Origin of the sequence: Brevundimonas sp., from assembly GCF_032055285.1 — a bacterium.
In the GTDB taxonomy this organism is placed as follows: Bacteria; Pseudomonadota; Alphaproteobacteria; order Caulobacterales; family Caulobacteraceae; genus Brevundimonas.
In genome coordinates this window covers 324,226-344,896 of sequence record NZ_DAMBRE010000001.1, presented here as the reverse complement: position 1 = coordinate 344,896, position 20,671 = coordinate 324,226, and the positions used below count along the sequence as shown (strand labels likewise).

General features: G+C 63.3%; 17 protein-coding genes and 4 pseudogenes. 10 read left to right on the top strand and 11 right to left on the bottom strand.

Going from position 1 to position 20,671, the window contains the following annotated elements:
* Nucleotides 1–54: 54 nt before the first annotated feature.
* Both RTY13_RS01715 and RTY13_RS17685 read right to left on the bottom strand, forming a co-directional pair.
* A pseudogene (locus RTY13_RS01715) lies at nucleotides 55–2,445 on the bottom strand (error-prone DNA polymerase); the annotation flags it as partial.
* Nucleotides 2,406–2,741 (bottom strand): GcrA family cell cycle regulator, encoded by a 336-nt coding sequence (locus tag RTY13_RS17685; RefSeq protein WP_409450278.1) that lies wholly within the window; start codon nucleotides 2,739–2,741, stop codon nucleotides 2,406–2,408. The pseudogene RTY13_RS01715 and the gene RTY13_RS17685, both read right to left, overlap by 40 nt.
* Here RTY13_RS17685 and RTY13_RS01710 point away from each other — a divergent pair.
* Nucleotides 2,727–3,158, top strand: a pseudogene (locus RTY13_RS01710) (efflux RND transporter periplasmic adaptor subunit); the annotation flags it as partial. The gene RTY13_RS17685 and the pseudogene RTY13_RS01710 overlap by 15 nt on opposite strands.
* An 8-nt stretch (nucleotides 3,159–3,166) precedes the next feature.
* A pseudogene (locus tag RTY13_RS01705) lies at nucleotides 3,167–3,478 on the top strand (efflux RND transporter permease subunit); the annotation flags it as partial.
* Here the strand turns inward: RTY13_RS01705 and RTY13_RS01700 are convergent.
* The 3 genes from RTY13_RS01700 to RTY13_RS01690 all read right to left on the bottom strand — a co-directional run bounded on the left by RTY13_RS01700 (nucleotide 3,450) and on the right by RTY13_RS01690 (nucleotide 6,490).
* Nucleotides 3,450–4,658, bottom strand: a complete 1,209-nt coding sequence (locus RTY13_RS01700) for a hypothetical protein (protein WP_312780664.1) — start codon at nucleotides 4,656–4,658, stop codon at nucleotides 3,450–3,452. The pseudogene RTY13_RS01705 and the gene RTY13_RS01700 overlap by 29 nt on opposite strands.
* Nucleotides 4,659–4,690: 32 nt before the next feature.
* Nucleotides 4,691–5,368, bottom strand: a complete 678-nt coding sequence (locus tag RTY13_RS01695) for a ParB/Srx family N-terminal domain-containing protein (protein WP_312780662.1) — start codon at nucleotides 5,366–5,368, stop codon at nucleotides 4,691–4,693.
* Between the two features lie 159 nt (nucleotides 5,369–5,527).
* On the bottom strand, nucleotides 5,528–6,490 hold the full coding sequence (locus RTY13_RS01690) for an ArdC family protein (RefSeq protein ID WP_058096495.1): 963 nt from the start codon (nucleotides 6,488–6,490) through the stop codon (nucleotides 5,528–5,530).
* A gap of 235 nt (nucleotides 6,491–6,725) precedes the next feature.
* Here RTY13_RS01690 and RTY13_RS01685 point away from each other — a divergent pair, with 235 nt between their 5' ends.
* The 7 genes from RTY13_RS01685 to RTY13_RS01655 all read left to right on the top strand — a co-directional run bounded on the left by RTY13_RS01685 (nucleotide 6,726) and on the right by RTY13_RS01655 (nucleotide 14,795).
* On the top strand, nucleotides 6,726–7,319 hold the full coding sequence (locus RTY13_RS01685) for a DUF6088 family protein (RefSeq protein ID WP_058096496.1): 594 nt from the start codon (nucleotides 6,726–6,728) through the stop codon (nucleotides 7,317–7,319).
* A complete protein-coding gene (locus tag RTY13_RS01680; RefSeq protein WP_058096497.1) occupies nucleotides 7,312–8,328 on the top strand; it encodes a nucleotidyl transferase AbiEii/AbiGii toxin family protein in 1,017 nt (338 codons plus the stop codon). Before RTY13_RS01685 ends, RTY13_RS01680 begins: the two co-directional genes overlap by 8 nt.
* Nucleotides 8,329–8,340: 12 nt before the next feature.
* Complete coding sequence (locus RTY13_RS01675) at nucleotides 8,341–10,137, top strand: ATP-dependent nuclease (protein WP_012115023.1); 1,797 nt, start codon at nucleotides 8,341–8,343, stop codon at nucleotides 10,135–10,137.
* A gap of 9 nt (nucleotides 10,138–10,146) precedes the next feature.
* Complete coding sequence (locus tag RTY13_RS01670; protein WP_012115024.1) at nucleotides 10,147–11,973, top strand: UvrD-helicase domain-containing protein; 1,827 nt, start codon at nucleotides 10,147–10,149, stop codon at nucleotides 11,971–11,973.
* A gap of 22 nt (nucleotides 11,974–11,995) precedes the next feature.
* The gene (locus RTY13_RS01665) at nucleotides 11,996–12,892 is read left to right on the top strand and encodes a 3'-5' exonuclease (RefSeq protein ID WP_012115025.1); all 897 of its coding nucleotides are present in this window, start codon (nucleotides 11,996–11,998) and stop codon (nucleotides 12,890–12,892) included.
* Nucleotides 12,893–13,111: 219 nt separating this feature from the next.
* Nucleotides 13,112–14,245 carry a hypothetical protein gene (locus RTY13_RS01660; protein ID WP_312780647.1) on the top strand — a complete coding sequence of 378 codons (1,134 nt, stop codon included), beginning with the start codon at nucleotides 13,112–13,114 and terminating at the stop codon, nucleotides 14,243–14,245.
* A 319-nt stretch (nucleotides 14,246–14,564) separates the two neighbouring features.
* The gene (locus tag RTY13_RS01655) at nucleotides 14,565–14,795 is read left to right on the top strand and encodes a helix-turn-helix transcriptional regulator (protein ID WP_012114961.1); all 231 of its coding nucleotides are present in this window, start codon (nucleotides 14,565–14,567) and stop codon (nucleotides 14,793–14,795) included.
* 21 nt (nucleotides 14,796–14,816) lie between these two features.
* Here the strand turns inward: RTY13_RS01655 and RTY13_RS01650 are convergent.
* The 5 genes and pseudogenes from RTY13_RS01650 to RTY13_RS01630 form a co-directional block, all read right to left on the bottom strand.
* Nucleotides 14,817–15,449 (bottom strand): annotated as a pseudogene (locus tag RTY13_RS01650) (IS5 family transposase); the annotation flags it as partial.
* A 10-nt stretch (nucleotides 15,450–15,459) separates the two neighbouring features.
* Nucleotides 15,460–15,936 (bottom strand): peroxiredoxin family protein, encoded by a 477-nt coding sequence (locus RTY13_RS01645; RefSeq protein ID WP_012114960.1) that lies wholly within the window; start codon nucleotides 15,934–15,936, stop codon nucleotides 15,460–15,462.
* Nucleotides 15,937–15,970: 34 nt separating this feature from the next.
* Nucleotides 15,971–16,777, bottom strand: a complete 807-nt coding sequence (locus RTY13_RS01640) for an SDR family NAD(P)-dependent oxidoreductase (protein ID WP_012114959.1) — start codon at nucleotides 16,775–16,777, stop codon at nucleotides 15,971–15,973.
* Nucleotides 16,774–17,658: a glutathione-dependent disulfide-bond oxidoreductase gene (gene yghU / locus RTY13_RS01635; RefSeq protein WP_012114958.1), complete on the bottom strand. Its 885-nt coding sequence runs from the start codon at nucleotides 17,656–17,658 to the stop codon at nucleotides 16,774–16,776. The genes RTY13_RS01640 and yghU overlap by 4 nt, the downstream gene beginning before the upstream one ends.
* On the bottom strand, nucleotides 17,552–18,865 hold the full coding sequence (locus tag RTY13_RS01630; protein WP_312780641.1) for an NADH:flavin oxidoreductase/NADH oxidase: 1,314 nt from the start codon (nucleotides 18,863–18,865) through the stop codon (nucleotides 17,552–17,554). The genes yghU and RTY13_RS01630 overlap by 107 nt, the downstream gene beginning before the upstream one ends.
* 544 nt (nucleotides 18,866–19,409) lie before the next feature.
* Here RTY13_RS01630 and RTY13_RS01625 point away from each other — a divergent pair.
* On the top strand, nucleotides 19,410–19,988 hold the full coding sequence (locus tag RTY13_RS01625) for a TetR/AcrR family transcriptional regulator (RefSeq protein ID WP_232014870.1): 579 nt from the start codon (nucleotides 19,410–19,412) through the stop codon (nucleotides 19,986–19,988).
* A 170-nt stretch (nucleotides 19,989–20,158) separates the two neighbouring features.
* Here RTY13_RS01625 and RTY13_RS01620 read toward each other — a convergent pair whose 3' ends face one another.
* Entirely contained in the window at nucleotides 20,159–20,647 is a 489-nt protein-coding gene (locus RTY13_RS01620; RefSeq protein WP_012114951.1) for a peroxiredoxin family protein, read from the bottom strand.
* Nucleotides 20,648–20,671 lie beyond the last annotated feature (24 nt).

Sequence of the window (20,671 nt, the reverse complement as noted above, 5' to 3'; positions counted from 1 at the left end):
AATGCGGAGCTTTAGGATGCCGTAGGCGGCTGGGAAAGTGGTGCGATCTCATGCCTACCGAAAGTCCCGCGTCCTGACTCGAATGCCCTCGAGCGACAGGTCCGGAATGTAGATGTCCCGGGCCTTGGGTGTCCGGGCGTCCGGCTTACTGCCCCGATAGACCTCGTCGCCCCGCCCATGCGGCAACCGGAACTCGCCCCTCCGGCCCAGCGACGCCAAGAGGTCCGAGCCGTCGTGCAGCCGCTCGGCGACGATGTGCACCACCTCGCCTTCGCGCTGCACCCTGCCGTCGACCACCAGCAGGCTGGCGCCCAGCACCACCCGCCGCTGCTGCTCGTAGAGGCTCGGCCAGATCACTAGATTGGCCACACCGGTCTCGTCCTCGATGGTGATGAACATCACCCCCTTGGCCGATCCCGGCTTCTGACGGACCAGAACGAGGCCGGCGACCCGGGTCAGGCGGCGGTCGCGCATGGCCGTCCCGTCGGCGCAGGTCATCACATGCCGGACCTGGAGTTCGTCGCGCAGGAAGGCCAGCGGGTGGTCCCGCAGCGTCACGCCCACATGGGTGTAGTCCTCCACCACCTCCTGACCGGCGGGCATGGCCGGCAGGGCAGCATCAGGCTCATCCACCTCCGGCACGAGTTCGCCGGCCTCCGCCGAGGCCGCCGCGAACAGCGGCAGGGGATCGTCGCGGAGCGCCTTGATCGACCACAGGGCGTCGCGGCGGGACAGGCGGAGCCCCTCCAGAAAGGCGTCGGCCTCGGCCAGTCGCGTCAGGGCCCCGACGGGCGTCATGGCCCGTCGCCACAGATCGTCGATGCCGGCGAAGGGCCGATCCCCGCGGTTCGTCACCAGCCGGGCCGCGTCCCCGTTGGCCAGGCCCCGCACCATGCGCAGTCCCAGCCGCACCGCGAACCGGTCCTCCCGCTCCGTGGGCTCCAGGGTGCAGTCCCAGCGACTGGCATTGACGCAGACCGGCCGCACCTCGACCCCGTGCTCGCGGGCGTCCCGCACGATCTGGGCCGGCGCGTAGAACCCCATCGGCTGGGCGTTGAGCAGGGCGGCGCAGAAGACATCGGGATGCCAGCACTTGAGCCAGGAGGAGGCGTAGGCGATCAGGGCGAACGACGCCGCATGGCTTTCCGGGAAGCCGTAGGATCCGAAGCCTTCCAGCTGGCTGAAGGTCTTCTCCGCGAACTCGGCCGTATAGCCCCGCTCGACCATCCCTCCGACCAGCTTGTCCTTGAAGTGGCTGACCCCGCCGGTGAATTTGAAGGTCGCCATGGCGCGGCGCAGCTGATCGGCTTCCGACGCGGTGAATCCGGCGCATTCGATCGCCACCCGCATCGCCTGCTCCTGGAACAGGGGCACGCCGAGCGTCTTGCCCAGAACCTCCTCCAGTTCCGGCTTGGGAAAGACGACCGGCTCCTTCCCCTCGCGGCGCCGCAGGTAAGGATGGACCATGTCGCCCTGAATGGGGCCCGGTCGCACGATGGCGACCTCGATCACCAGGTCATAGAAGGTGCGCGGCTTGATGCGCGGCAGCATGGCCATCTGCGCGCGGCTTTCGATCTGGAAGACCCCGAGCGTGTCGGCCTTGCGGATCATGGCGTAGGTCTTGGGATCCTCGGCCGGGATGGAGGCCAGGTCCAGATCCATGCCCTTGTGATCGCGCAACAGGTCGAGACCGCGCCGCATGCAGCTGAGCATGCCCAGCGCCAGGACATCGACCTTCATGAACTTCAAGGCGTCGATGTCGTCCTTGTCCCATTCGATCACCTGACGATCCTTCATCGCCGCCGGCTCGATGGGCACGAGATCGTCCAGCCGGTCGTCGGTCAGGACGAACCCGCCGGGATGCTGGGACAGGTGGCGCGGAAACCCGATCAGCTGTCGTGACAGGTCCAGCGCCAACCTCAGACGCCGGTCCTCCAGATTGAGGTTCAGCTCCTCGGCGTGCCGATCCTCGACCCCCTCCGACGAATAGCTCCAGACCTGGGACGAGAGGGTCTTGATCAGGTCTTCGGTCAGGCCCAGCGCCTTGCCGACATCGCGCAGGGCGCCGCGCGAGCGGTAGCGGATGACGGTGGCGCACAGGGCGGACCGGTCCCGCCCATAGGTGTCATAGATCCACTGGATCACCTCCTCGCGGCGCTCGTGCTCGAAGTCGACGTCGATGTCCGGCGGCTCCTTGCGCTCCTGACTGACGAAGCGTTCGAACAGGAGGTCGTTGCGCCCCGGATCGATGGAGGTGACGCCCAGCACGAAGCAGACCGCCGAGTTGGCGGCCGACCCTCGCCCCTGACACAGGATGTCCCGGCTGCGGGCGAAGCGGACGATGGAGTGAACGGTCAGGAAGTAGGGCGCATAGCCCAGGGTCTCGATCAGTCCGAGCTCGTGTTTCAGCGCCGCCCGCACCTTGTCAGGCAAGCCTTCCGGATAAGGCCCTCCACCGACAGCGGTGTGGGCCGATAGGCGATCGCTGCATGGGCGGCGCAGAAGGCGCCGCGTTCAGACGGACGACCGCAGAGGCTGAAGGCGGCGTCGCCCGGTTCGCCATACGGCCAACGGCAATCCATCCGCCTCACCGACAGAATGGTCGCAACGCCATCGGGCGGCGGCTCGGGCGCCACGTGATGCGCCGCCTCGCGACGAGTCCGGGCGCCTGTGCGCCCCTCCGAGAGGCCGAGGCGAGCGACCTTGCCGAGGACGGCGTTGCGGGTGCCCTTGCGGCCAATGTGCGTGCCGGTGCGCCAATGCGCGTGACCGGGCCGAACGGCGAGTTCGACGCCGTCGTCACCGGCGTCGCCGCCGACGCCGGTCTCAGCGAAAGCGGCGCGACCGTGATCCGGGCCCGACCCTCTGGCGCGTCTCTGCCGCCAGCCGGTTCGGCCGTCACTGGCGCCATCGTGACCGGCGAGGCGACTGGCGGGATGACCGTGCCCACCGAGGCGGTCCAGACCGTCGATGGAAACACCGTGGTCTTCGTGCAGGTCGAGGGCGGCTTCCAAGCCGTGCAAGTGCTCGCAGGCCGCCAGGCCGCGGGCCGCACCGAGATCCTGCGCGGGCTCACCGGATCTGAACGCGTGGCGTCCGCCAACGCCTTCCTGCTCAAGGCCGAAATGGCCAAGGGCGAAGCCGAGCACGGGCACTAGGGGGCGTCATGTTCAAAGCACTTATCGAAGCCTCGGTCCGCTTCCGATGGTTCGTGGTCCTGGCGACGGCGATCGTCGCCGCCTTCGGCCTCTACAACCTGACGCAGCTACCCATCGACGCCGTGCCGGACATCACCAACCGGCAGGTTCAGATCAACACCATCGCGCCAGCGCTCGCGCCCGAGCAGATGGAACGTCAGGTCACCTATCCGCTCGAAACCGCGATGGCGGGTATTCCTGGCATCCAGACCACGCGGTCGCTGAGCCGAAACGGCTTCAGCCAGGTCACGGTCATCTTCTCCGACAACACGGACAGCTTTCGATCAGGGCCGAGGCGATCGACGAGCGCACGACGTCGTCGAGCGACTGGGTGGCGAAGACCACCGCCACGCCCTTCTTGCGGAGCGTCTTCAGCCACTCGCGGATACGGGCGGCGAACGCCGTCTCGCCGAGGAACAGCCAGGCCTCGTCGAGGATCAACAGGGTCGGCCGGCCGTCGAAGCCGCGCTCGATCTCGTGGAACAGCGCCGCGAGTACAGGCGCGACCGCCGACGGGGTCGCCATCAGGCTCTCGAGCTCGAAGCATTCGAAGGCGGCGAGCGTCTCGTCTTCCGGAGCGACGCCGTCGATCAGGGCGCCATGAGGCCCCTTGAGCGTCAGGGGCTCGAGAGCCGCGGCCACGGCCTTGTCCTGGACCAGGGCCGTGAAGACGGTCAGCGTCCGCTGCGCCACGGGGGCCTGGGCCAGGGCGCCGAGCGCGGCCCAGATCTCCTCGCGAATGCGCGGCGTCGGCTCGAGGCCCGCGAGCCGGACGGCATCCGCCAGCCACTCCGAGGCCCAGGCCCGTTCGCCGTCATCCTCGATGCGCGCCAGGGGCTGGAGGGTGAACGCGCCGCCGGGCTGGAGCGGATGGCCGTAGGCGCAGGCGTCCGAGCCGAGGGCTTCGAGCGCGCCGTCGCACTCGTCGGTCTTGGCCGCCGCATCCGTATCGAGGAGCGGGACCTCCTCCTTGGTGATGGCCTCGCGCAGGAGAACCCCGACCCCCTTGCGCTTGGCGAACCAGCGCTTGCGCAACTTGACGAGCTCCACCTCGGCGTCCGCCTTGTCCAGACCGATCCAGCGCGCGCTCCAGCGATAGGGGAAGGGCAAGGCCCCGAGGGCGTCGAGCAGTCCCGGCCGCGTGCTCGCCGGAAGCCCCCGCACCGAGACCACCTTGAGCGTCTGGCCGTCCAGTGTCGGAGACACGCCGCCGAGCAGGGGCGCGTCCGCCAGCCAGGCGTCGAGGAACATCGGCGTCGCGGGCAGCGCGAGCCGGACCGACCTCGGAGACACGCAGTCGTGCAGCCAGGTCAGGATCTCCACGTCGTCGAGCATCGCGACTTCCGGAAGGGCGTCGGCCAGAAGGTCGACGATCTGCGCGGTCTCGCGGGCGAAGGCGTCCAGGGCGGTGCGCCAGTCCCGGCTCGCCGGATCTGCGCCGTCGAACAGGACGCGCTCCACCCGGCGGGTCTGGTCCGCCGGCGGAAGCCAGGTCAGGGCCGCCCGATAGTCGGTCTCGTAGGCCGGCTCGCTGGTCTCGAAGAGGGAGCGGCGCTCGGCGTCGACCAGCCAGGCCGCGGCGATCTCGAACTCACTCGTGGGATAGGGCTGGGCGGGGCGGCGAGCTGTTCGAGCGTCATGCCGTCATCGGCATAGATCTCGAGCAGGGCCGGCGAGACGGACGTGAGCCGCAGGCGCTGCTTCACCACGGTGACGCTGACGAAGAAAGCGGCGGCGATGGCCTCCTCGGTCATGCCCTTGTCGCGCATGGCCTGAAAGGCGCGGAACTGGTCGAGCGGATGGAGCGGTGCGCGTTCCATGTTCTCGACCAGCGACACCTCGTCGATCAGGATGTCGCTGTGGGCGTCGCCAATGACGCAGGGGACCGGAGCATTTCTGGCCAGGCGCTTCTGCTTCACCAGCAATTCGAGCGCGCGATAGCGGCGGCCGCCGGCGGGCACTTCGAACATGCCGGTCTCATGGCCATCGCCATCGAGGACCGGGCGCACATGCAGGCTCTGGATGAGGCCGTGCCGGGTGATGGACTCGGCCAATTCCTCGATCGAGACGCCGGCCTTGACGCGGCGGACATTGGACTGACTCAGCACCAGCTTGTTGAAGGGAATGTCGCGCGCCGACGACAGGGTGATCTTCTGAACGGCAGTTGCCATGATCTTGACTCCGCGACGGGCGCCGAGAGCCTCTCTCTCGACCTCCAACCCGTCACGAAGCGAAGCGCCGCCCTCTCACTCTCAGGAGGGCAGCGCCACGGAAGCGAAAAGGCGTGAAGCCGGAGACCTGCTTTCCCGCCTTTCCGGTTTTCAGGTCGATCATGCTGCCTGCCGTTCACCATCTGCCGAGGCGTCGTCGGAGCTGAGATCGGCGTCCGGCAGGAAGCCGAGCAGCCAATCGGCCGCCTTGCTCGCCTGGGAGGCGGCGCGGACGATGGCGCGATTGTCTTCGCGCAGCACCTCCAGCCAGGAGCCGATATAATCGGCATGACGGACGGTGGGCGCGATGCCGAGGGATGCGCAGCAGAAGGCCGCGTTGATCTCGGCCACCAGTTCCTCGAAGGCGTATTTCCTGGTGCCGAAGCCGCCGGTCAAGTCGCGGCCGAGCCGGGAGGCATGGCCGGTGGCGTGCCCCATCTCATGCAGGGCCGTGCGATGCCAGTTGATCGGCTCGAAATATGCCTGGGGCGGCGGCACCTGCACATAGTCGTGTGCCGGCACATAGAAGGCGCGGTCGCCGCCGATGCGGAATTCGATGCCCGTGGCCCGGATCAGGGCATCGACCTGCGGCTCGATGAGACCGGGCGGAGGCGGTGGAGCAACGATGGCGACATCCTCTGGCAGGCCGTCGCATTGCGCCGCGTTGAACACGGTGAAGCGCTTGAGGAACGGGATCGCCGCCGCTTCCTCGCCGGCCTCACGGGCGCGGCGCTTTTCGTCCTCTGGGGTGAAACGATCGGCATAGACGACGGTGGTGCCGCGTTCGCCCCGGCGGACATTGCCGCCGAGCGACAGGGCCTGACGGAAGGTGATCCAGCTCTGGCCGGGAAAGCCGTGCTGGATCACTGCGCCCCAGAGGATCAGCACATTGATTCCCGAATAATGCCGCCCGGTCGCGGCGTTCCTCGGCATGGCGAGGGGCGCCTTGGCCGTGGCGGTGCCCCAGGGCTGGACCCAAGGGAAGCGGCCTGCCTCCAGCTCGTCGATGATTTTGCTGGTGATGTCGTCGTAAAGGCTCGTCCGGCCGGAGCCGGCACGCCCGTTGCGGTCATTCCTGAACATCGCGGTTCTCCGCGACGGGCGCCGGAGACCTCTTCTCCAGCCCTCAACCCGCCACGGAAACCCCGTCCGCACTCTCACTCTCCAGGGGGGCGTTGCGGGGCTCTCCCCGCAGAAGGGGTCGGCCGAGACCCCGGCTCGGCCGCAGGGGAAGGCTTTCCCCCTTATCCGGCCTGTTCTCATGGGCATCCTTGAAAACTGTCAGAAACTCGCATATGTTTCCAACAGGAGAAAGACGATGACACGGCTAACCGAACAGATTCTGTCGCATGCGACGGGCCTGCCCGAAGGCGCCCCTGTGTCTGCCAAGAGCCTGCTTCACCTCGGAAACCGGGCGGCCGTGGATCAGGCATTGTCGCGTCTGTCCGAGCGCGGGCAGCTCATCCGCGCCGGTCGCGGCGTCTATCTGCGTCCCATCGCCAGCCGGTTCGGCACGCGCACACCTTCGGTCGAGCAGGCTGTCGAGGCCCTTGCGAACCAAAAGGGGGAGATCATCGTCTCGAACGGCGCCGCCGCGGCGAACGCCCTTGGCTTGACGACGCAGGTGCCCGTCCGCTCGGTCTATCTGACCTCCGGGCGCAGCCGAAAAATGCACCTCGGCAAGCAGGTCGTGGAATTGCGGCACGCACCGCGCTGGCTATTGGCGCTGGCCAACCGGCCGGCGGGGGAGGCTGTGCGGGCGCTGGCCTGGCTCGGCCCGGAAAAGGCGGAGGCCGCGCTCACGACATTGAAGCGGAAGATGCCGCCTGGCGTGTTCGGCGAACTGGTCGCCGCCGCGCCGCAGCTTCCGACATGGCTCGCGCAGAGCGTTGGCAAGGCGGCCTATGGCTGACGTCTTTCTCCAGCTTTCGGCCGAGGATCGGCGCGATGCGCTGGGCGTCGCTGCCGACCGCTCGGGCCGGCCTACCCATCTTCTCGAAAAGGATGTGTGGGTGGTGTGGGCGCTGGCGACCCTCTACGCCGCGCCGCTCGGCGACCATCTGGTGTTCAAAGGCGGCACGTCGCTGTCGAAAGCCTATCAGGTCATTCGTCGGTTTTCGGAGGATGTGGATCTGACCTACGACATTCGGGCGATTGCGCCCGATCTGGTCGGGGACAATGGCGAGGGTCTGCCGAAAACCCGAAGCGAGGAAAAGCGCTGGTCCAGCGAGGTCCGCAGGCGGTTGCCAGCATGGGTCGCGGAGACCGTGCAGCCCGTGATCGCGAACGCGCTGGCCGCCGAAGGTCTGGCTGCGGTCATTCGCGTCGAGGATGAGAGGCTCTTTATCGACTATGAGGCGACCGCAGCCGGGTCCGGCTATGTCGCGCCCAGCGTCATGCTGGAGTTCGGCGCCCGCTCGACGGGTGAACCGGCGAGCGGGCGCGACGTCGTCTGCGATGCGGCCGGCCTGATCGACGGGCTGATATTCCCGACGGCGCGGCCGCGCGTCATGCACGCGGAGCGGACGTTCTGGGAGAAGGCGACCGCCATCCATGTCTTCTGCCTCCAGGAACGGCTACGCGGCGACCGCTTCGCAAGACACTGGCACGATGTTGTCCGGCTGGATGAAACCGGCTTCGCGAACGCCGCTTTCGCCGATCGCGAACTGGCCAACGCTGTCGCCCGGCATAAGGCGATGTTCTTCGCGGAGAAGGCCGCCGACCGCACGCCGATCGACTATGCAGCGGCCGTCAACGGCGGCTTGCAGCTCGTGCCGGTCGGCGATGGCGCAAAGGCGTTGGAGGACGACTATGCCCGCATGGTCGAGGATGGGCTGCTCTTCGATGACGCCGAGCCGTTCGAAGCGCTCATGGCGCGATGTACAGATATAGCTGCGCGGGCTAACCGAATGGGGGCCTAAAGGGGGGCGGCGTTGAAGATATTCTCGGTAGGGATCGAAAATTTTCGCGGCATCCAGTCGGCCAAACTGGTGCTGCCTGATCACGCCGTACTGATCGGCGACAACAATACCGGCAAATCGTCGGTATTCGAAGCGATCGATCTCGCCTTGGGGCCGGACCGGCTGAGCCGGCGACCCCCCGTGGATGAGCATGATTTCTATCAGGGGCGCTATCTTCCTAGCCCAAACCCCGATGCTCCCGAGGGCGCGGAGCCCGGCCCCGCGCCGAAAATCACGGTCGAGGTGACGATCACCAATCTGTCGCCGGAGCAGGAGGCACGATTTGGAGCCAACGTCGAGTGGCTGAATACTACTACCGGAGACTTCTATCAGGAGGCCAACCCGGCTGGGGTCGATGCTGCCGAGATCAAGGCGGCGCTGCGCGTCACATTCGTCGGCCAATACGATCCCGATGAGGATGACTTCGTCGGCAACAGCTATTTCACGCGCAGCCTTTCAGAGGATGAGACACCTGCATCGTTCTCGAAGAAGGACAAGCAGCACTGCGGATTTCTTTTCCTGCGGTCGTTGAGGACAGGATCTCGGGCGCTCAGCTTGGAACACGGCAGCCTGCTGGACATCATCCTCCGGCTGAAGGAAATCCGGCCGCAGATGTGGGAAGGGACGATCGGAACGCTCGCAGCCTTCGATGTCGCGAGCGACCCGTCCATTGGCATCTCAGGCGTGCTCGAGAGCATCGACAAGTCGCTGAAGAAATACGTCCCGCGCGAATGGGGAGTGAAGCCGCACCTAAAGGTGTCGAACCTGACGCGCGAGCATTTGCGCAAGGTCATCACCGCGTTCATCGCCACGGGTGCGGGCGATCATGCCGCTCCCTTCTTTCGGCAGGGAACAGGGACGATCAACATGTTGGTGCTCGCGATGCTGTCACAGATCGCCGAGGACAAGCAGAACGTCATTTTTGCGATGGAGGAAGCCGAAACGGCGATTCCGCCATACGCGCAGAAGCGGATTGTCCATGAGCTTCGCAAGCTGTCGGCGCAGTCGATCTTCACGTCGCACTCGCCGTATGTGCTCGAAGAATTCAGCCTCGACGAAACCGTCATCCTCTCGCGATCGGACAATGGCCAACTGAGCCAATCCAAAATCGAGTTGCCTGAGAGCATCAAGCACAAGCGTTATCGGCAGGATTTCCGAACCCGATTTTGCGAGGGGCTTCTTTCGCGCCGAGTTCTCATCGCCGAAGGCGCTACGGAGGCGACCTCCTTCCCGGTCGTCGCGCGGCGACTGGCCGAGCTCAACCCGGCTGCTTATGCGTCTTTGGAAGCCTTGGGCGTCTGCGTGATCGACGCCGGAAGCGAGACCCAGATCGCCGACCTTGGAGCGCTGTACAAAAGTCTTGGGAAACGGACCTTTGCGTTATGCGACAAGCAGACGGATGCCGCCAAGGTGGCCATAGAAGCCCAGGTGGAACGCCTGTTCATGCACGACGAGAAGGGTATTGAGGATCTGATCCTCAAGAACACCACCCAAGCGGCCCTGGAGCGGTTTGCCGATCAGCTCGATTGGCCACAGCATCTGCTCGCGAAATACCCCGACCCAAAAGCTCAGGCTGCTGCCGCGCTCGGGGCCTATTTCAGCTGGTCGAAAGGCAATTGGGGAATCGCTGAGTTCTTGGCACAGTGTTCCGAAGCTGAGATCCCGCAGTGGCTACGGGATGCCTGCGTCACCCTGAAGGCACTGTGTGATCCGCCTCTACAGCCAGCCGAGCCCGAACCCGAAGACGATTTTGCTGACCTGTTAGGATAGGCGATTACTGTGGTCGACCTAACAGAAGCGCAGAAGGAAATTCTACAAGCTGTCGGGCATCAACTCGTCACCGGCGGTCCCGGTTCGGGGAAGACTACCGTCTCTATCCTCAAAGCGGCCAAGATCGCGCGGGAGGAATTGAAGCCAGGACAGCGCATCCTTTTCCTCAGCTTCGCGCGTGCAACCGTTTCGCGCGTGCTGGAGGCAATCGACGAAGAAAGCGCAATCACGCGAGAGGAGAGGCAACGGATCGAGGTCGATACCTACCATTCGTTCTTCTGGCGCATCCTTAAAACGCACGGCTACCTTGTCGGCTTTCCACGACGGATGACGATCCTCACGCCTCCGAATGAGGCGATTGCATTGTCGGCGGTTCGAAGCGGCTACAAGGCGGCCAAAAATCTGTCGGACGAGGAAAAGGCTGAGAAGCGCGCGAAGGAGGAAGCGGAGCGTGTCCGGCTGGCGACCGAAGAAGGGAAGGTCTGCTTCGACCTCTTCGCAGACCGCGTGGCGACCCTGCTTCATGGCTCAGATAAGGTTCGAGCGCTCGTCTCTACGATGTATCCGTACATTACCCTGGACGAGTTTCAGGACACCAGCGCCGATCAATGGCGAGTGGTCCAAGCCCTCGGCGCCAACAGCACGTTGATCGCTCTTGCCGACCCGGAGCAGCGCATATTCGATTTCATCGGCGCCGATCCGGAAAGGCTGAACCACTTCAAGGCCGATTTCGCGCCGACGGTCCACGACCTTGCCGGTGACAACCATCGGAGCAAGGGGACGGAGATTGCCCTATTCGGCAACGACATCCTGACCGGCAATTTTCGGCAGAAGGAATACCAGGGTATCGGCTACGCGCCGTTCGCGTCGAACCCCAACCAAGCTTATGCTTCACTGGTTGGCCAGGTGTTGCAAGCCCGGAAGCGCTTGGTTGAGTCTGGCCGGCGTGACTGGTCGTTGGCCATTCTCGTGCCGACCAAGAAAATGACGCGGATGGTGTCTGACATCCTGCGCGAGCCATTCGGTAATGTTCCGTCGATTTCTCACTCAGCAGCAGTTGATATGGAAGGCCCGATCCTCGCCGCAGAGATCATTGCTTTCCTGCTCCAAAAGTGCGGGCATGACGGAAGTTTCGACGAATTTGTCGAGTTGATGTGCAGCTATTTTCACGGTCGAGGAGGCACGGCGCCGACCAAGGGCGACATGGACGAGGCTGCGCGGTTCCGGAAGGCGCTGTCCAAGTGGAACGAATGTCTAGCGAAAGGACGAACAACGCCTGGTAACAGCGTCTTGCAAGGAACCTTTGCCGTGCACCAGGCAACTGCCGCACTGACATTCACAGGTGATCCGGATGCAGATTGGGTCTCGGTGCGCGACGTTCTGGATACTGGGGCCTGTGAGCGACTGAAGGATGTCGCAAAGGACGTCCGTAACGTGCGTCTGCTTGAGCGCGGTACGCAGCTCCGTCAGGGGTTGGCGCAGGACTGGCGTGACGTCGGCCGCTATAGCAACGCCCTTGCGATCACCCGCCAGTCGTTTGTTCAGGAGCATTTCGCAACAGCCCACAAGCCTGAATCCGGCGTCGTGGTGATGAACATGCACAAGGCGAAGGGAAAGCAGTTCGACGAGGTTGTGATCTTTGAAGGATGGCCAAAACGGTTCAAGGGCGAAATCGTGGCCAATCCTGACCGGATCGTCTTCGGCAATGTCCACGACGGGGTGATGACTCAGGCGCGTCAGAATTTTCGGGTCAGCATCACGCGCGCAAAGGCACGCACGACGATCATGACACCAAGGGATGATGTCTGTGTTTTGCTCAGACCCGTACCGGCATGACTCAAGCCTCTGGGTATGAAGGATGACGACATCTTCTGATCATCTGGAGTCCATGGCGCAGACGCTAGAGGCTACCGGGGATTATCGCGTCATCCGGCGTCTTAAGCCGCGTCCATCCAATATGCCGTCTCCCGCAACGCCCGTCCGACTCGGCATGGTGGTGGATGTCGAGACCACGGGGCTAGATCCCCAGCGTGACGAGATCATAGAACTCGCCATGACGCCATTCAGCTACGGCTTGGATGGCACCATTTTCAGCGTGGGCGACAGCTTCCAAGGGCTGCGTCAGCCGAGCGAGCCTATCCTCCCGGAAATCACCGCGATCACGGGCATCACCAACGAGATGGTGGCCGGCCAGATCATTGATCCCGCCGTGGTGGCCACATTCGCGGCGCCGGCTTCACTCTTCATCGCGCACAACGCGGCGTTCGACCGCCGCTTCTTTGAACGATTCAGTGACGTGTTCTCGACGAAGCCGTGGGCATGCTCGCTCAGCCAGATCGACTGGGCGGCGGAAGGATTTCAGGGCGCGAAGCTCGCCTATCTCGCTCAGGCGGCCGGCTTCTTCTATGACCGCCACCGCGCGATGCACGACTGTCTTGCGACGATCGAGCTGTTGGCGATGCAGCTGCCCCGATCTGGTGTTACGGGCCTTAGCCGCCTTCTGGATGGTGCTCGTACTGTCTCCTGGCGCATCTGGGCGGAGAACTCGCCCTTCGACCTCAAGGATGTTCTCAAGGCGCGGGGATACCGCTGGAACGGCGATCCCGGCCCGCATCCCCGCGCTTGGTATATCGACGTTCCCGAAGCCCAACGCGAGGCCGAGGTGCGGTTCTTGAGCACGGAGATCTATCGGTATGAGGTCGATCCCCCCGTCCGGCGGATCGATGCCTATGATCGGTTTTCAGATCGCATCTAAGCGCCACCAAGGGTCGGGCTAACTCTTGCGCTGGTCGTATCCGTTGCCGCCCTCGACGTTTCCGGCCGCCTTCAATAAATCCCCGATGGAGCGTCCGCCGATCCGGCAGGTGCCGACTACACGGTCGTAGGACTTAGCAACCGACGCCGCAAACCAGCATGGGCGATCCTCGCTGCCATCGAGCACGCGCAGAAGGCCCCGCTGGCGCGGGAGTTCGCGGTGGTCCAGAAGAACTGGGGCCGGGTCGCACAGAAGGATGCGACACTTCAAACATTGCTCAAACAGCGCCAAGAGGCAGAGGCGATCACCTGGCTAAGCCGGTGGGAGTTGGACGCCTTGGTGGATATGGCTCTCGGCGCCCCTGGCGTCGTGACTGGCCGAGCACTCTATCGCCACCTTCCGGACCTTTTCGATTTCCAGGAGCAGCATTTCGCGCGGCTCGTACGCTTCTGCTGGACACGGCTGCGCACCTATCTGGATCGCCCTGTTTTCTGGTCGGTCTTGCCCGGCGAGGACGCCACGCAGAAATATCAGAATGCGTGCGTTGATGGCTGCCTGGAGGCCGTCCTCGACGAACATTTTTGGCTGCGCAAATCCAAGGTCAACCCTGATGGGCTGATTGAGGATCTGTCGACGGCGCTCGCAGCGAACGTCGGCACCTTCGGGTTCAAGGGGGCGAAGAAGAAGGACAAAATTCGTATCCGTTGTCACGCTGCGGTGCCGTTTGGGGGCGCCGAGACAGAGGCGCATCGACAGGACCATGATGTCAATGAACCGCCACCGGCGCGCTCTGAGGAAATCCGCAGCGCGTTCAACACGCCGTTCTGGCCCCACGTCCTGGCAACAACCTCTGTCGGACAGGAAGGTCTCGACTTTCATAGTTGGTGCGACAGGCTCGGCCACTGGGATCTTTGTTCCAGCCCGGTTGACCTGGAGCAACGAGAAGGCCGCGTTCAGCGCTTCGGCGGACTGACTGTCCGACAACCGCTCGCCCGAAAACTAGGTGAACAAGCGCTTGCGCAAGCACGAGGCCAAGCATCGTCGCCGTGGGACATCATCGCACGCGACGCCGACAAGGCATTCGCGAATGATAAAACCGGCCTCAGCCCGTGGTGGGCGATGGAAGGCGCAGATCTAAAGCGACATTTGTTCGCGCTTCCCCAAAGTCGCGACATTGATCGATTTGCGAAATTGAGGACGCAGAGGCTGCTCTATCGCCTTGCTTTGGGACAGCCGAACCAAGAGGATCTTGTCGATCTCCTGACGCATCACGACGTGGAAACGACGCGATCACTGCAAGCATTGACCCTCGATCTGTCCGCATTTTCACGACAGAAGAACCTCGATAAATAGCGGGCTTGCCATTCGGCGCTCCCGGCTCGTCCATCCTGTTCATGCGGGACAAGCAGCCCCTCACGCGGCCTGATCATCCCAGTCGGCGTCGTGCAGTTTCCCGCCTATTTATATCCCTGACTAGCCGCGTTCCCTACGCCTGAAGATTGATACTTCCCTGGCCACTTGCGCGCGCTCATGTTCGGTCGTGCAGGAGCGTGCGCCATCGAAGCTCGGCCATCGCGTCGATGCCTCTCCAATGACAGACGCATTTCGGAATGCGTCTCGCGCTTGATCGTCAACAATGACCGCGGCAGGTTTTCTTGCTGAAGGAGGGCATATGTCACAGACCACATTCCTCACACCAGAAGAAGTAGCCGAACGCTATCGTGGCAGCGTTTCCGTTGGCACACTTCGGAATTGGCGTGTGATGAAAATAGGGCCGTCGTTCGTAAAAATCGGCAAAGCGGTTCTCTACCGGGTCGATGAGCTTGAGGCGTGGGACGACAAGAATCGTGTGCAGTGCCGCGCCCCAAGGCGAATTGAACAAAGCGCTATGGATCGTGCTTGATCGCTTAGAGTCCATCTGGGATCAATTCGTGTTTTTGCATAGCTTTCGGAGCATGAGGCGAACGGTGGCCCAGCGCAGGAAGGTGAGGCCGGTGCGGTTGAGGTACTCCCAGTCCTTTGCCAATCGGCGGCAACGGTTGAGCCAGGCGATGGTGCGCTCGACGATCCATCGTCGAGGCAGGATGACGAACCTGTGCACGTCCGAGCGTTTGACGACCTCGACGTTGACCTGGGCACCGGCGGCGGCGAGGCCGTCGCGGAATTTTGGTCCCTGCTAACCGCTGTCGGCGTAGAGCTTGAGCAGAAACGGATAGAGGCCGAACAGCGCGCCCATCAGCAACACACCGCCGTCGCGATCCTGCACGTCGGCGGCATGCACGATGGCCCGCATCGACAGGCCCTGTGTGTCGACCAGGACGTGCCACTTCTTACCTTTGATCTTCTTGCCGGCGTCGTAGCCTGGCGGATCGACCGAGCGCCCCCTTTTTTCGGCGCCCTTGACGGTCTGGCTGTCAATGATCGCCGCTGTGGGACTGGCCTCCCGGCCCGCTGCCTCACGACACGCAACATAGAGCGCGTGATGGATGCGCTCCAGCGCCCCGTCCCAGTCCCATCGCCGGAAGTAATCGTTGACCGTGCTCCGCGGCGACAGATCAACCGTTTTTTTAGTTGCCTGCCAGGGACTTGAAGTGACGTACAAAATTCAGAACATCGGCGGGCATAAGGCGACCGATCGCGCGGGTCGAGTAGACAGCTGTCACGATCCGGCCCTCTGGATCGATGACGAACCCGGTCGCTTGGAGGGCTAGCGGATTCTCATTGACGAAGGCGCCGGTGGCTGCGGAAACTGCTCGTGCATCCGCGCTGTAGCCGACCGGAAACCCTAGCTTGTGCTTGTCGACGAGCGCCTCCGATTTTTCCCGATCGTCCGTCGATACTGAGACGACCCTGATCCCGTCCTCGGCGAACTTGTCCGCCGCTCGCGCAAATTCGGCGAGCTGGGCGTTGCAGTATGGACACCAGGAACCACGGTGGAACAGGATAACACCGAACCCGCCCGCCAGATCTCCGGGCAAGTGGATTTCGCCGCCGCCAGCGCGACCAAAGATGAATGAGGGAAAGACGTCGCCATTCTGCAGCATCACAATTGCACTCCTTGTTAAATTCTTTTGGCGCTCAAAGCGCCGAGTGGTCCTTCACCGCTTCTTCCAACGCCCGCTTCAACCCGAGAAAGCGTTCGTCGACTGCGGCCGGGTTTTCGCGGTTGAGCGCGATCATCTGCGCACGTGTCTCGCCGCCGCGGATTACTTCGAACGCCCGGGCTTCGATGCCGGCAACGATCGCATCGGCGACGGCGGAAGCCGGCTCGCGCGAAAAGCCTAGATCGGGTCCGGCGCGGTTCGATTTCATCATGGGCGTATCGGTGCCACCCGGATAGACGGTCATCACGTGGATGCCCTCACCCTTCAGTTCGCGCCGCAACGCCTCGCCGAAGTTGGCAAGCCCGGCTTTCACCGCGGCATAGGTCGCATAGAACGGTGCACCGACGAGCGCTATCCCGGAGGAGATGTTGACAATCACGGCATCGCCGCCTTCCCGCAGGACTGGCAGCGCCGCCCGGGTCAACATGATCGGCGCCACGAGATCGATATCGATCATCGCCTGCAGTTCGGCTTCGGGCGTGTTCTCAAGGCGTCCAGCCCGAACCCCACCTGCATTGTTGACGAGGATGTCCAGGCCGCCGAGCTTTTGCAACGCTCCTTCCAACGTTGTAGCGCGGCCCTCCGGCGTGGCAATGTCGGCGACGACGCCGTGAACCTCACTGTCCCCTGCCTTCAGCTCGGTGACAGCATCCGCGACCATTTTGGCGCGGCGGCCGGTTATAGCTACCCTCGCGCCCTTGGCCAGAAGCGCGTGGGCAAGGGCCAGTCCGATGCCGCTCGATCCGCCAGTGATCAGAATGCGTTTGCCATCAATGTTCACGAGCGTGCTCCTTCCAGCTTATCCTGTGTCCTGTTCTCGAAGTCGGACGCGTTGTGGCGTTCGTGGAGTTGGCTCGACGGCTCGCCCGAAGTCCGGTTGACCTTGCGGCCGCGCGTCACCGCCGGTCGGCCATAGATCTGTTCGGCCCAGCGATTCACGTGCGTGTATTCGTGCGTAGAGAGAAACTGCGCCGCGTCGCCATACTGCCAGCCCTTCACCACACCGCCATACCAGGGCCAGATCGCGATATCGGCGATGGTATATTGCGAACCGGCAACATACTCGTTGTCGGCAAGACGCCGGTCGAGAACGTCGAGCTGGCGTTTCACCTCCATCGCGTACCGGTCGATGGCGTATTTGATCTTCTCCGGCGCATAGGCATAGAAATGGCCGAAGCCGCCGCCGAGGAACGGGGCCGAGCCCATCTGCCAGAACAGCCAGGATAGCGTTTCGGCGCGCATCGGCTGTTCCGTCGGCAGGAAGGCGCTGCCGAATTTTTCCGCCAGGTGCATCAGAATCGCGCCGGATTCGAAGATGCGGATCGGCGTCGGGCCGGAGCGGTCCATCAGCGCAGGGATCTTGGAGTTCGGATTGACCTCGACGAATCCGGAGCCGAACTGGTCGCCGTCGCCGATCTTGATCAGCCAGGCGTCATATTCGGCGCCCTTGTGACCGGCCTCGAGCAGTTCCTCTAACATGATAGTGACCTTCTGGCCGTTCGGCGTGCCCAGCGAATAGAGCTGGAAGGGATGCTTGCCGATGGGCAGCTCCTTATCATGGGTGGAACCGGAAATCGGGCGATTGATACTGGCGAACTGACCACCATTGCCCTTCTCCCAGGTCCAGACTTTCGGCGGCGTGTACTCTGCGGTATTCGTCATGGTCGCTCCTGTGACGTCTCAATGGCCAGCTTAGGCCGCCGGAGGATAATTCGACGGGAACAGCGCGCGCTTTGTCTCCTCGTCGTTCACTTTCTTGAAGGCGTGGTCCTTGCCGACTTCTCGCGCTCTGGAGGCGGCAGGCCGTGCATCGACAGCTTCGAATAGGCGCTTGAGGTTGGGAAAGGCCGCCAGCGGGTCTTCCGCCCCTTTGCGTACACGGGAGGCGCAATCGAGCCAGCCCCAGGCGGACATGTCGGCGATCGTGCACCCGCGCGGCGAGGGCGAGCTGATAGCCGTGCTCGAGGGTCATGCCCTGCGGACGTTCCCGTCCTGAGATGCCGCCGCTTGAGCAGTCGATCGCGTCGACGCCGAGGTCCTTCAGTCGTTGTGCGAGGTAGATTGTGTCGTCCACTTGCCAGCCCTCGGGATGCCAGTCGGTGACCGATAGGCGGAAGACCAGTGGGTATTCGTCTGGCCAAACCTCGCGGATCGCTGCGGCGATCTCGAGTGCCAGACGGCATCGTCCTTCGAGGCTTCCGCCGTAGTCATCGCGCCGTTGGTTCGCGAGCGGCGAGTAAAACTGGTGGATGAGAAACCCATGCGCGGCGTAGACCTCGATCACCCGGAAGCCGGCCTCGCGTGCTCGCTCAGCGGCAATTCGGAACGACGCGATCACTTCCCTGATGTCCTCGATGCTCATCGCGGCCGGAGCAGGCCAGCCTTCCGCGTATGGGATCGCACTCGGCCCGAGTGCAGCCCACGGTTTTTCACCGCGCTGTGCGATGTCTTCCGAGTCGACCGGTGTCTCACCGTGCCAGGGGCGGCGTTCGCTCGCCTTGCGGCCCGCATGGGCGAGCTGGATGCCTGCAACTGCTCCCTCTTGCGAGAGGAAGCGAGTGACCGCCGCGAGCCGGTCGATGTGGGCGTCCGACCATATCCCGAGGTCGCCATGTGTACGCCGGCCATGCTCCTGCACCGCAGTAGCCTCGCAGAACACCAGCGCGGCGCCTCCGAGTGCGAACCGACCGAGGTGGACCAAGTGCCAGTCGTTCGCCACGCCGTGCTGCGCGCGGTACTGGCTCATCGGTGAGACGACCACCCGGTTCTTTAGCGTTACACCGCGCAGCAGGAATGGTTCAAACAGCGTCATCTGGTACGTCTCTCTTCGTTGTAATTGGCTTTGGTCTGCTTCGAGCGGTGTCGTCATTGGGGTTGCACGATCCGCCACGATGCCGACCCTCGCAGCGTCCAGCCACGCAGAATCTCGAGTCCTGACAAACCGTCCGATGACGGAGGTGCAGTCGGCGCAGCGCAGCATACAGGGCCGCGTACATACGCGGTTTCGCCCGCAAGCGGCTGGCTGCGATCGTGATCGCGCTGCCACGCGACGTCGCCGAGCTCACGATGCTCGCGAAGGAAGATTACATTTTTCCGCATGCCCAAAATACGCCGGACTGGTTTGCCTCACCGGAGCCGTCACGACGCAGGCTCCGAGCAGCCCAGAGCAGACCCTCAAGCCGCGTGCCCCGCCATGCGTTCCGCTCGTGTAACTTCAATCGCCTCCTGGGCAGCCATGATTCCAGCCTTTGGATCGTCCAAGGCTGCCGGCAGAGAAACGATGACGGCGGTCACACCTTGAGTTTTAGTCCATTTGTTCTAGAATGCATCGGCGCGGACAATATGGCAAGACGCGAAGCTGGAATTTGCGAGAGCGCCGGATGGCAAGACCAAGAGAATTCGATGAGGAAGCCGTGCTCGACGCAGCAATGCAGTGCTTCTGGCGCCGCGGATACGAGGCAACATCCGTGCGCGATCTTATCGACAAGACCCGGATCACCGGTGCGAGCCTTTACAACGCATTCGGGGATAAACGCGCGCTCTTCATCAAATCGCTGGACCGTTATGTCGAACACAGCGTTGCGGATCGGATCCGGCGTTGCGAGGCATTGCCGCCCCGCGAAGCCATCGAAGCGTTCTTTTCCGATGTCTTGAAGCGCTCGCTTGAGGATCCTGAGCGCAAGGGATGCATGCTCGTGAACACCGCGCTCGACGCGGCACCCCCCGACGAAGCGTTCCGGGAAAACGTCGCGGCCGTGCTCATGCGCATCGAGATGTTTTTCCTGGGCCGAATAGAGTCGGGTCAGGCCGATGCCACGATCGCATCACTGCTGCCGGCAGAGGATATGGCACGGCATCTCCTGAGCGTGCTGATGGGATTGCGCGTGCTCGCGCGCGTGCGACCCGAGCCAGCTTTGCTGAAGGGAATCGTAGCGTCGGCTCTCGGAATGCTCGATTGCGCAAGAAAGGAAAAGGCTTTGCCCGCGATCTGATCAGATAGCATAGAGCACCTGATGCGGGATCATCGAGGACAGGGCTCTCTCTCTCTCTCTCTTTCTCTTTCTCTGTCGGAATGCGTTGCGGAGATCATCTAGGGCTGCGCACGACTTCACCGGCCCGGGAATTATACCGCTGGGCCGCCGCGGCATCCAGGCTCCTTTTATCAGGCCGTGAGCGGCCGAAGTTTCTGGATGAGGCTCTCCGCGTCGAGCTGAAACCCGTTATACACGACGCGACCATCGGGTGCGATCACCACAAACCATGGGGTTCCGCCGGACCGGTAGGCCTCCATGATTGCTGGCGCAGCGTCTACTGAGCCCGAGCCCGCGACAGCATGACCAAATGGAAGACGCAGTCCATATCGGCGTTGGTTTTCCCGCAGACGATCGAAGGTATTGACTTCCGAACCCTCGAACACAGTCTGTATCGCCGCCAAGCCAACTCCCTTATCGCGAAATTCCTCGGCAAGGGTCACGAATGTGGGAAAACCATGTGCATGACAGCCTGCACACCAATCCTGAAAGAAGTACAATATTTTGAAACCTTGCCCCAACTCGGCCAAGGTCAAGGAGCTACGCTCGTCACCATTTTCATCGATCCACCGGATATTCTCCAGCGGAGGGGCAGGCAGACCCACAATTCCCGTTTCCATGAAGCCCTCCGATGTCGGCTCGCG

What these genes read in the sequence shown, in the direction of transcription:
- RTY13_RS01695 (WP_312780662.1), bottom strand. Translation starts at nt 5,368, where the DNA reads ATGGCAACTGCCGTTCAGAAGATCACCCTGTCGTCGGCGCGCGACATT.
- RTY13_RS01690 (WP_058096495.1), bottom strand. Translation starts at nt 6,490, where the DNA reads ATGTTCAGGAATGACCGCAACGGGCGTGCCGGCTCCGGCCGGACGAGC.
- RTY13_RS01685 (WP_058096496.1), top strand. Translation starts at nt 6,726, where the DNA reads ATGACACGGCTAACCGAACAGATTCTGTCGCATGCGACGGGCCTGCCC.
- RTY13_RS01680 (WP_058096497.1), top strand. Translation starts at nt 7,312, where the DNA reads ATGGCTGACGTCTTTCTCCAGCTTTCGGCCGAGGATCGGCGCGATGCG.
- RTY13_RS01665 (WP_012115025.1), top strand. Translation starts at nt 11,996, where the DNA reads ATGACGACATCTTCTGATCATCTGGAGTCCATGGCGCAGACGCTAGAG.
- RTY13_RS01655 (WP_012114961.1), top strand. Translation starts at nt 14,565, where the DNA reads ATGTCACAGACCACATTCCTCACACCAGAAGAAGTAGCCGAACGCTAT.
- RTY13_RS01645 (WP_012114960.1), bottom strand. Translation starts at nt 15,936, where the DNA reads ATGCTGCAGAATGGCGACGTCTTTCCCTCATTCATCTTTGGTCGCGCT.
- yghU (WP_012114958.1), bottom strand. Translation starts at nt 17,658, where the DNA reads ATGACGAATACCGCAGAGTACACGCCGCCGAAAGTCTGGACCTGGGAG.
- RTY13_RS01630 (WP_312780641.1), bottom strand. Translation starts at nt 18,865, where the DNA reads ATGACGACACCGCTCGAAGCAGACCAAAGCCAATTACAACGAAGAGAG.
- RTY13_RS01620 (WP_012114951.1), bottom strand. Translation starts at nt 20,647, where the DNA reads ATGGAAACGGGAATTGTGGGTCTGCCTGCCCCTCCGCTGGAGAATATC.